Annotated in this window: 11 protein-coding genes and 1 pseudogene; 9 read left to right on the plus strand and 3 right to left on the minus strand. The window is 32.0% G+C overall.

What is annotated here, in order from left to right; translation table 11 throughout:
• Positions 1–190: 190 nt before the first annotated feature.
• From IR213_RS15465 to IR213_RS15495, 7 genes are read left to right on the plus strand one after another with little or no spacing between them, the layout of a single operon-like run.
• A complete protein-coding gene (locus IR213_RS15465; protein ID WP_194313198.1) occupies positions 191–1315 on the plus strand; it encodes an NAD(P)/FAD-dependent oxidoreductase in 1125 nt (374 codons plus the stop codon).
• A gap of 9 nt (positions 1316–1324) precedes the next feature.
• Entirely contained in the window at positions 1325–2038 is a 714-nt protein-coding gene (locus IR213_RS15470) for a methyltransferase domain-containing protein (protein WP_194313199.1), read from the plus strand.
• A complete protein-coding gene (locus IR213_RS15475; protein ID WP_194313200.1) occupies positions 2035–3087 on the plus strand; it encodes a type III polyketide synthase in 1053 nt (350 codons plus the stop codon). Before IR213_RS15470 ends, IR213_RS15475 begins: the two co-directional genes overlap by 4 nt.
• Positions 3088–3121: 34 nt before the next feature.
• A complete protein-coding gene (locus IR213_RS15480; protein WP_194313201.1) occupies positions 3122–3556 on the plus strand; it encodes a 3-hydroxyacyl-ACP dehydratase FabZ family protein in 435 nt (144 codons plus the stop codon).
• Positions 3557–4831, plus strand: coding sequence for a beta-ketoacyl-[acyl-carrier-protein] synthase family protein (locus tag IR213_RS15485; protein WP_194313202.1), 1275 nt, complete (start codon positions 3557–3559; stop codon positions 4829–4831). It abuts the gene before it with no gap.
• A gap of 12 nt (positions 4832–4843) precedes the next feature.
• On the plus strand, positions 4844–5098 hold the full coding sequence (locus IR213_RS15490) for an acyl carrier protein (RefSeq protein ID WP_194313203.1): 255 nt from the start codon (positions 4844–4846) through the stop codon (positions 5096–5098).
• Positions 5095–5592 carry a 4'-phosphopantetheinyl transferase family protein gene (locus tag IR213_RS15495; RefSeq protein ID WP_194313204.1) on the plus strand — a complete coding sequence of 166 codons (498 nt, stop codon included), beginning with the start codon at positions 5095–5097 and terminating at the stop codon, positions 5590–5592. The genes IR213_RS15490 and IR213_RS15495 overlap by 4 nt, the downstream gene beginning before the upstream one ends.
• Here the strand turns inward: IR213_RS15495 and IR213_RS15500 are convergent.
• Together IR213_RS15500 and IR213_RS15505 are read right to left on the minus strand one after the other, a co-directional pair.
• Entirely contained in the window at positions 5589–6185 is a 597-nt protein-coding gene (locus IR213_RS15500) for a 3'-5' exonuclease (protein ID WP_194313205.1), read from the minus strand. The two genes, IR213_RS15495 and IR213_RS15500, sit on opposite strands and share 4 nt — an antisense overlap.
• 2 nt (positions 6186–6187) lie before the next feature.
• Positions 6188–8104, minus strand: a complete 1917-nt coding sequence (locus IR213_RS15505; protein WP_194313206.1) for a DUF294 nucleotidyltransferase-like domain-containing protein — start codon at positions 8102–8104, stop codon at positions 6188–6190.
• 178 nt (positions 8105–8282) lie between these two features.
• On the opposite strand from IR213_RS15505, the gene IR213_RS15510 reads away from it, so the two are divergent.
• Both IR213_RS15510 and IR213_RS15515 read left to right on the plus strand, forming a co-directional pair.
• Entirely contained in the window at positions 8283–8789 is a 507-nt protein-coding gene (locus IR213_RS15510; protein ID WP_194313207.1) for a DUF2911 domain-containing protein, read from the plus strand.
• Positions 8790–9301: 512 nt separating this feature from the next.
• On the plus strand, positions 9302–9607 hold the full coding sequence (locus tag IR213_RS15515; RefSeq protein ID WP_194313208.1) for a hypothetical protein: 306 nt from the start codon (positions 9302–9304) through the stop codon (positions 9605–9607).
• 405 nt (positions 9608–10012) lie between these two features.
• Here IR213_RS15515 and IR213_RS15520 read toward each other — a convergent pair.
• Positions 10013–10112 (minus strand): annotated as a pseudogene (locus IR213_RS15520) (IS982 family transposase); the annotation flags it as partial.

Genomic DNA, 10112 nt, shown 5'->3' on the forward strand with positions numbered 1-10112 from the left:
AAAAAAAGTTATATAAAGAAAAAAGCTTATAACGGATGTTTAAAATCCTGTTACAAGCGTTTTTTATCGTCTAAAAAACGACGCTAATCAAAATAAGCGATGTTTTTCAGCGCCCTCGTATTTCTATCTCGTTTTTTTTGTTATAATTTGGCTTTTGTTTAAGTAAAATAAATACTAAATTAGCAAAACTATGGAAACTAATTTTGATGTAGTAATTGTTGGCGGAGGATTAGCTGGTCTAACAAGTGCCATCCATCTATCGAAATCCGGTTTGAAAGTCAGTTTGATTGAAAAAAGTGAATTCCCAAAACACAAAGTTTGCGGAGAATACATTTCAAATGAAGTTTTGCCTTATTTCCAATGGTTGGGTGTCGAAATTTTAGATTTAAAACCTTCCATTATTTCGAAAATGGAGTTTTCCACCGCAAAAGCAAAAATCATTTCAGCTCATTTGCCCTTAGGCGGATTTGGAATAAGTCGCTATGAATTGGATAATTATCTTTACCAAAAAGCATTGGCAAATGGTTGCAAAATTATTCAGGATACAGTGATTGATATTTGTTTTGCCGAAAATGAATTTAGCATCTTCACTTCCGATGCTGTAGTATTAAAATCAAAAATAGTACTTGGCGCTTTTGGCAAACGATCGAATATTGACCAAAAATTAAACCGTTATTTCATTCAAAAAAAATCACCCTGGTTAGCCGTAAAAGCCCATTATTCTGGAGAATTCCCTGATAATTTAGTTGGGTTACATAATTTTAAAGGTGGTTATTGCGGTGTTTCGAAAGTAGAAAACGATATAATAAACATCTGTTATCTTGCTGATTATGAAAATTTCAAGCAATATAAGAATATCGAAGAATTTCAATCAAAAGTGGTTTATAAAAATCCTCATTTGAAAGCCGTTTTTGAAAATTGTGCATTACTTTTCGAAAAACCTTTGACGATAAGCCAAATTTCTTTCGAGAAAAAAAACACAGTAGAAAGCCATATTCTGATGATTGGCGATACGGCAGGATTGATTCATCCTTTGTGTGGAAACGGAATGGCGATGGCCATTCATAGTGCCAAAATTGCGTCAGAATTGGTTATCGATTTTTTGAATAATAAAATTGGCTCTCGAAAAGTATTAGAACAAACATACACAAAAGAGTGGAATAAAAATTTTAAAAGCAGACTCTCAACCGGTCGGTTTCTGGCTAAAATCCTGCAAAAAGAAAAATTGGCTTCCTTTCTTATGCAATTATTGGCTATATTTCCGTTTTTATTACCTATAATCATCAAAAAAACGCACGGGAATTCTATAATTTAAAAATTTTAAATGCTTATAAACACAAAATATAGATCTATAGAGCCAGAAATAATGGATGATTTTGCAATGGAAGGCGAAATCTTGCGTGAAGCATTGGATAAAATTGCCAAAATAAATCAGCTTCTGGGCGGAAACCAGCTAACTTTACGAGGCGTTCAGGATTTAATCGCAACTATTCCCAAAACAACCGAAATTTCTATTGTCGACGTGGGTTGTGGCAATGGTGATATGTTGCGAAAATTGGCAGATTATGGTTCTAAAAATAATTTAAATTTTCGATTAACAGGAATTGATGCTAATAATTTCACCATTAATCACGCCAAAAAATTATCTGAGAATTATTCAAATATAAGCTATCGCTGTGAGGATATTTTTTGTCAACCTTTCAAAGAGTTAAAATATGATATTGTATTGTGCACCTTAACATTACATCATTTTAAAAACGATAAGATTCTGCGATTAATGACGGTTTTATATACGAATTCAAGAATTGGAATCGTGATAAATGATTTGCACAGAACCGCATTGGCCTATCGATTATTTCAGGGTTTGTGTTTTTTCTTTCAATTGAATGCAATGTCACGAGAAGATGGATTGGTTTCCATTTTAAGAGGTTTTAAAAAGGGAGAATTGGTTCATTTTTCAAAAAAATTAAATTTAACCAACTATAAGATTCAATGGAAATGGGCTTTCCGTTACCAATGGATAATTTCAAAACTATGAGTGTAAAAATTAAATGTGTTTCCAAACAATTACCCAAATATTCCAGAACTACGGAGGAAATTATTCCTTTTCTTGATGCTTGGCTCGAAGGAAAAGATTCACGATTCATTAGAAAAGTAAAGAAAATTTTTGAAGGTGCAGCCGTTGATAAACGCTATTCCATTATGGATCCAATCGAAGTTTTTACGAATACTTCTTTCGAAGAAAGAAACGATATTTATGTTCGTGAAGTGATTGATTTAGGTGCAAAAGTCTTGGAAAAAGCCTTAAATAAAGCCAATTGGAAACCTGAAACCCTTGATTACATCATCACGGTGAGCTGCACAGGAATTATGATTCCTTCATTGGACGCTTATTTGATCAACAAACTGAAATTACGTCAGGATATTGTTCGGCTTCCCGTAACTGAAATGGGTTGTGCAGCAGGAATTTCAGGGATTATTTATGCCAAAAACTTCCTGAAGGCCAATCCCGGAAAACGGGCTGCAGTTATTGCTGTCGAAAGTCCAACAGCTACGTTTCAACTGGATGATTTTTCGATGGCTAACATTGTCAGTGCCGCAATTTTTGGAGACGGAGCCGCTTGTGTGTTGCTTTCTTCCCATATTGATGATGAAGGTCCGGTAATAGAGGATGAAGAAATGTATCATTTTTATGATGCCGAACATTTAATGGGGTTCAAACTGACCAATTCAGGCTTACAAATGATTTTGGATATTGATGTTCCGGTAACTATTGCTTCCCATTTTCCTGACATCATTAATCCCTTTTTGGAGAAAAACAATCTAAAAACAGAAGATTTAGACCTTTTGATTTTTCATCCTGGAGGCAAAAAAATTGTTCAAACCGTTGAAAGTTTATTTTTAGATTTAGGGAAAAATATTGATGATACTAAAGAAGTGTTGCGATTGTATGGAAATATGTCCAGTGCCACCGTTTTATACGTTTTAGAACGGATTATGGATAACAAACCCAAAAAAGGAGCAAAAGGATTGATGTTGAGTTTTGGACCTGGATTTTCAGCACAAAAGGTTTTATTGCAATTTTAAACCACTAATCCCTAAAGGGGGAATTATTAAGAAAATGACCAAAGAAGAAATTATATCAAAATTACCGTATTCCAAACCCTTTTTGTTTGTGGATGAATTGCTGCATGTCGATGAGAATGGAGTGACAGGTACTTATACTTTTGATGAAAAGCTGGATTTTTATAAAGGTCATTTCAAGAATAATCCAATCACACCAGGAGTAATTCTAACCGAAGTGATGGCACAAATAGGCTTGGTTTGCTTGGGAATATTTTTGCTAAATAAAGAATTTAATAAAAACACTGCAATTGCCTTAACATTAACGGAAATTGAGTTTTTAAAACCTGTATTTCCCAATGAAAAAGTTAGTGTTGTTTCAGAGAAAATATATTTTAGATTTGGCAAGTTAAAATGCAAAGTTAAGATGATAAATCAGAAGAATGAAGAAGTTTGCTCAGGTACAATCGCAGGGATTATAAATTCTAAATAAATGCAAAAAAGAGTTGTCATAACTGGACTTGGAGTTGTTGCACCAAACGGAGTGGGACTTGATGCGTTTGCCAATGCCTTAAAAAATGGAATCTCGGGCATTAAACACGATGCAGAATTGGAACGATTGCAGTTTTCGTGTCAAATTGCAGGAAAACCAGAAGTTTCCACCGAATTATCACTACAATATTTTAGTGAATTAGAATTGCGTAATTTTAATGCAACTGGTATTTTGTATGGGGTTATTGCAGGAATTGATGCATGGAAAGATGCGGGGTTAGCAATGGAAATCAGCGATGAACCCGATTGGGATAGCGGAACCATTTTTGGAACCGGAACTTCCGGAATCGATAAATTTCGAGAAAGTATTTATAAAATTGACAACTTTCAAACCCGAAGATTAGGAAGCACTGCCGTGGCTCAGACAATGAATAGTGGTGTGAGCGCCTATTTGGGTGGGAAATTAGGATTAGGAAATCAGGTGACAACCAATTCATCTGCCTGTACAACAGGAACAGAAAGTATTTTAATGGCTTTTGAACGCATCAAATCGGGTCAGGCAAAACGGATTTTAGCAGGTAGCACAAGTGATTCCGGTCCTTATATTTGGGGTGGATTTGACGCAATGAAAGTGTGCACTTTTAAGCACAATAAATCTCCAGAACTAGGCTCAAGACCAATGTCTGTAAGTGCTTCAGGTTTTGTTCCAGGAAGTGGGGCAGGAGCATTGGTTTTAGAAGATTTGGAAACGGCTTTGGGTCGTGGAGCTAGGATTTATGCGGAAGTTCTTGGCGGAAATGTGAATTCAGGTGGCCAACGTGGTCAAGGGACAATGACTGCTCCAAATCCTGTTGCCGTACAAAAATGTATCAAAGACGCTATAGAAAATACAGGAATTCATCCCAATGAAATTGACGCCATAAACGGGCATTTGACCGCCACTTCAAAAGACAGTTTAGAAATCCGAAATTGGAGTGAAGCTTTGAATAGGAGTGGAGTAGATTTTCCTTACATTAACTCATTGAAAGGTATGGTTGGACATTGTTTGTCTGGTGCTGGGAGCATTGAAAGCGTGGCTTCGGTATTGCAATTGCATCAGGGATTTGTTTTTCCGAATATTAATTGTGAAGATTTACATCCTGAAATCACTGCCGTTATTGACACAACCTGCATTCCGCAACAATTAATTGAAAAAGAATTGACTATTATTGCAAAAGCAAGCTTTGGTTTTGGGGATGTCAATGGATGTGTGGTATTTAAGAAATATAAAAATTAAAAAATTTAATATATGAACAAACCCGAAATAATCGAGAAGTTAAAGGTAATCGTAAAACCGTATATAAAAAATCAGGAAGCGTTTGATACCCTTACGGAAAGTACTGATTTTATTACTGATTTGCAAATCAATTCAGCAAATTTAGTAGATGTGATTTTAGATATTGAAGAAGAATTCAGCATCATAATAGACAATCAATCGATGGAACGGATGCTGGATGTTAAATCGGCAATGGAAATTATTGAAATGAAATTATCCGAAATATGATAGGAAACGACATTGTGGATTTGGTTTTAGCTCAAAAAGAAAGCAATTGGAAACGAAAAGGATTTCTTGATAAAATCTTTACCAAAAAAGAGCAATTACAAATTTCTAATGCCCAGAATTCAGAAGTTATGGTCTGGAATTTATGGAGTAGGAAGGAAGCAGCTTATAAAATTTACAATCGGCAAACGCAAATTCGGGGCTATTTGCCTTTGCAATTAGAATGTTTTGATTTAAAAATTATCGATGGATTTACTTTTGGAAAAGTGGTAATAAATAACACTATATATTATACAAAAACTAAAATTAATACTCAATTTATCAATACAATTGCAGTTAAAAATATTGATGATTTTGATACAATTAAAACATTGGAAAATCGAAATAATATTCAAAAAAACAAAGGAATACCAAGCTATTTAGAAAATGAAACTTTAGGCTATAAACCAGTATCTATTAGCCACCACGGGAGATTTGAGCAAATTATTTTTGTTTAATTTAACCCAAGTCTCGATTTTAGTTTCAGGAAAAGAAGGGCTATTTTATAAGCATCTTCAGAGGAAGAATTTCTGTCACTTTTTGGAATCTTGTAAATTTCACATAATTCTTCAAGCGAAAATTGTTTGTTATTGATATCCAGTAGTTTTCGATGCATTATATCAATGTCCAAAGCCTCATTTTTTAATCTTCCGCAACCTAATCTTTCTAAAGCTGCATTAATCATTTCTACATCGAAATCAATATGATGCCCTACCAATATAGAATTCCCAATAAACTCTATAAAGGCTTGGATTCCTTCCGATTCGCCAAGTTTTTTCATTTTACTTTCAACGGTAAACTCGTTTAAATTTCCATTGTCGTGAAAGAATTTATATTGGGCAAAATAAGCCTCGAAACTATCCCCAATGAGAATGCTATTGTTGATTACAGAAAAAGAACCAATCGACAAAATAACATCTTTATCAGGGTTTAAGCCAGTAGTTTCGGTGCAAAGTACAACAAATCGATTTGATTTTTTATCGAATTTTGAAAGATAGTTTTTCCAAAATTCAGGATATTCCCTCTTAATATTTTTTATCCAGTCTAACATTTTTATGAGAATTGGGTAAGTTGAAACTTGTTTTTTATTAATTCCTCTAATTCTCTCATTGGAGCCAATGCATTCTTTAAATTTTCCTTATCCACTTTTGACAATTCCTGCAAGTTTACAAATTGTCCAGAATTATCGTTTTTTAAACCTTCTAAAGTTCTTATTTTAGATAAAGTAAGAAAAGCTTCGGAACAATTCAGATAAATTTCGGCATTTCTGGGGTCTATAATTGCTAACTGCTTGAATCTCATAAAAGTGTTATTTACACCTCTTAAATTATAGCTCAAACTAAACAAACGTGCTCCATCAATAAGCGGCATTAAAGCTCGTGTTTTAATATCAAATTTATCTTTGTTTGTGCCTACTTCTTCCACTATAAATTTCTTAAAAAAGCTTAAGGGTGCGTTTTTTCGTAGGGCATCATTTCCAAGAAAATCAAAGAATAAAGCATTATTTTTAACGTTATTGAAAATGATATTCTCAATTGCTTCTTCAATTTTTTGTTCTCCAAAAGCAATTTCGAAATCAAAGAAAATACTGCTTATTTCATTACTGTTTTCGCCTGGAGTATTCATCCAATTGTTATATTGTTTAGTCCAATCAGTCAATGACTTACACCAAAGCATATTGCTAGCCATATGCCCGTTTGGACAAAATTCATAACCCACTTTTTCCAGAATAGCTGTAGTTCTTTTTCCTAATTTCAGAAAATAATCTTTTACATCTCTGTATTTATCTGCCGTTACGTCTTCAAAAATTAAAATACTGTCCTGATCTGTGAGCAGCAATTGTTCTTTTCTTCCTTGACTGCCAATGCTAAGCCAAGCAAAACGAGCAGGAGGAGAGCCTAAATCTAAGATTGATAATTCGACTGATCTTTTTATGATAGCCAAATTAATTTCACTTGCAATATTACTAATATTAGAAATTGAAACATTTTTATGAATTGATTTTTGGATAAGATTTGTCAATCGATCCCGAATTGATTTTAAATCTTTTGGAGATTGTGAACGTTTAATTTCTTTTATCAAAACCCCAGGGTTATTGGCCTGAGCCACAATTAAATCATGTTCTGAGATTATTCCTTTTATGTCGGATTTATCAGAACCATCTTTAGTTACACACAAATGAGTAACATTATTTTTTAACATTAACAATTGGGCTTCAGCCAAAGAAATATTCTCTACCACGGTTACAACTGGTGATGACATAATTCTATCAATAGTTGTTGTGATCGGGAATCGTCCCGTCGCAATTTTAGAGCACATATCAGTATTCGTAATGATACCGATGGGATAATTGTCTTTTGAAACAATGGCTCCATTAGTCATAGAATCAGTCATTTGCTGCGCTACTTCCTGAACCATACTTGTTATGGCAACTTTTAAAGGAGAAATATTATAGGATAGCAACTGAAAATATTGCATTTCAGATTGTTGATTAGAATAATAGACATTATCTGAAATTAGTTTTCCGCCGATATTTTCCATATCGTTTGGATTACTTGTATTTGTGGCGAAACTATGCAAAAGAAAGTCTAAAACCTCTGAATTATTGGCAACAAATGGGCGGAAAGTAGCAATGGGAATTGCATAAATGATGCTTTCTTCACGAGCTTTTGCCGTCATCATATAATTATTTTTGGCAAAAAAGGGACGTAAACCAAAAATATCTCCTGCAACACATTTGTTTAATAATGTTTCCTCAGCATCTGCAATAATTGACAAATTGATAACACCGGAAGCCACTACATAAAAACTATCGTGTAAAACATCGTTTATTTGGAACAAAGTTTTGTGTTTTTCCAAATTTACCACACGAATGCTTGTAGCAATCTCAGATAATTCCTGAAAAGATAAATTATCAAATGGCGGATATTTCTTTAAGAAATCAGCAATATGTTCTGCAATTGTGTTCATATAATAATTGATATAGTCGAATGTAAAAATAATGAATTAATAAATTATAATACTGCCAATATTAGAGTAAAACGATTAATTTATAAATTTCATAATTTTTTCTTAAAAAAATTAAATATAATTAGAAATTTAATAAAGTTATTATAAATTTATAATTCTAACTAAGACATTTTAAATCATGGAATTACAAAAGAAAATTTATTTATTATTCATTGTATTATTAACGGCTACTATCGTTAATGCACAAGAAAAACCAGCAAGTCCAGCGGCCGTAGCCAATGGTAAAATTAATGGGGCTGACATTACCATTAGTTATAGCAGTCCTTCTGTAAAAGGAAGAAAAATTTGGGGAGAATTAGTGCCGTTTAATGAAGTTTGGCGTGCTGGTGCCAATGAAGCTACTACTTTTGAAACCGATAAGGATTTGACCGTAGAAGGTTTAAAATTACCAGCAGGAAAATATTCGTTTTTTGTAATTCCAAATGAAAAAGAATGTGTAATTATATTTAATAAACAAGCAAAACAATGGGGAGCATATAAATATAATGAAAAAGAAGATCAGATTAGAGTAACTGTAAAACAACAAATTGCAGATTCAAGTACTGAAAGTTTGGTTTACAAAATAAATGAAAATGGCATATTTTTAATTTGGGAAAAATGTATTATCCCAATTTCTATAAAATAAAATTTTTAACTTTTTTATAAAGCATTATCATTTAATTGGTAATGCTTTTTATTTAACATAAGTAGTGGTTAGTATTGTAATGAATTTAATTATTGAAGATCTTAGTACAACAATTCAATATTTGAATATTCTATTTTACATAATATAAATTATAGTTCATTTTTGCGGTATAATTATAAACAATATATTATGTCAATAAAAAGAACTCCTTTAGAAAATTATGTACTTCTTCTTCATTTGGTCGAAAATATGAAACATTCATCTTTCAGTCCAAAAAAATTTTTAAAAATTATTCGTCCCTTTTGTAAGACCGAACATTCTAGTTTTAAAATGCTTCACATTAGGGTTAGAGGTTCAAAATTAGGCGTTACAATTGAAATAAAAAAAGATTTTTTTCTTGTTACTCAAAACAGATTAATTCACGAATATATTTTTTATTGTGACCCTCTTATGACTTCTTGTAAAACTTTGCTTCTTAAATTATTAAAACATAACCTTTTAACTCCTTAATTATGTCAGATTTAGAAATATTATTAGTAAAACGTGATGCGAAATATTTTTCTCTTGTATGTCTTAAATATGAGATTAATCAATACATTAAAAATCCTGTTGAAACTGTTTCTATTGATAATTTAAAAAATCAATATTCCTTTGTCCTGCGTGAAATTAACAATTTTGATAATGCTATTAAAACTAATATTTTAACTCAAATTGAATGGGCTAAACGTGATTTAAAGAATTTAGAAACTCAATTATCTTTAATTCCAAGTCCTTTTGATGTAAACGATTTGCCTTCTTATTCCGAAATTTTTAAATAATAATTATGTCAAAAATTCATATTAGTATCTCGGGTCGTAATGCTTGTAATTTTCATCACAAACCTAATTATTTGGTTTCTCTTTCTTCTTTTGTTGAATTTCCAATTCCTCAAAGGTGTGGTAACTGTCTTAGGCTGTCAATTAAAAATTTAGTAAAAAAATTTGCCGTAGGGTATAACGGCAACTAACTCACTTAATACTTATTTTATGCACAATTCTAAAAAATCTAAAATATTAATTTTCTTAATTTTTTTATTAATATGGCTTATTTATCCTTTTTTAATAATGTTAACAATTATAAATAATATATGATTACTTACAATCAACGTCATCGTAAAAAGAATTTTAAACCCTCTCAAGATAAAACTTTAATCAATATTGATTATTTAAACCCGTTGGGTGTAATTAAACTATTTGTGTTTTAATATTGTTTATTGGTCTTTCAAAAATAAATCTATTGATGAATTGAACCAAAGTTAAAGCTGTTATTTTAGCTAAAATTCTT

This window comes from Flavobacterium soyangense (assembly GCF_015277675.1).
GTDB classification, from domain to species: Bacteria; Bacteroidota; Bacteroidia; order Flavobacteriales; family Flavobacteriaceae; genus Flavobacterium; species Flavobacterium soyangense.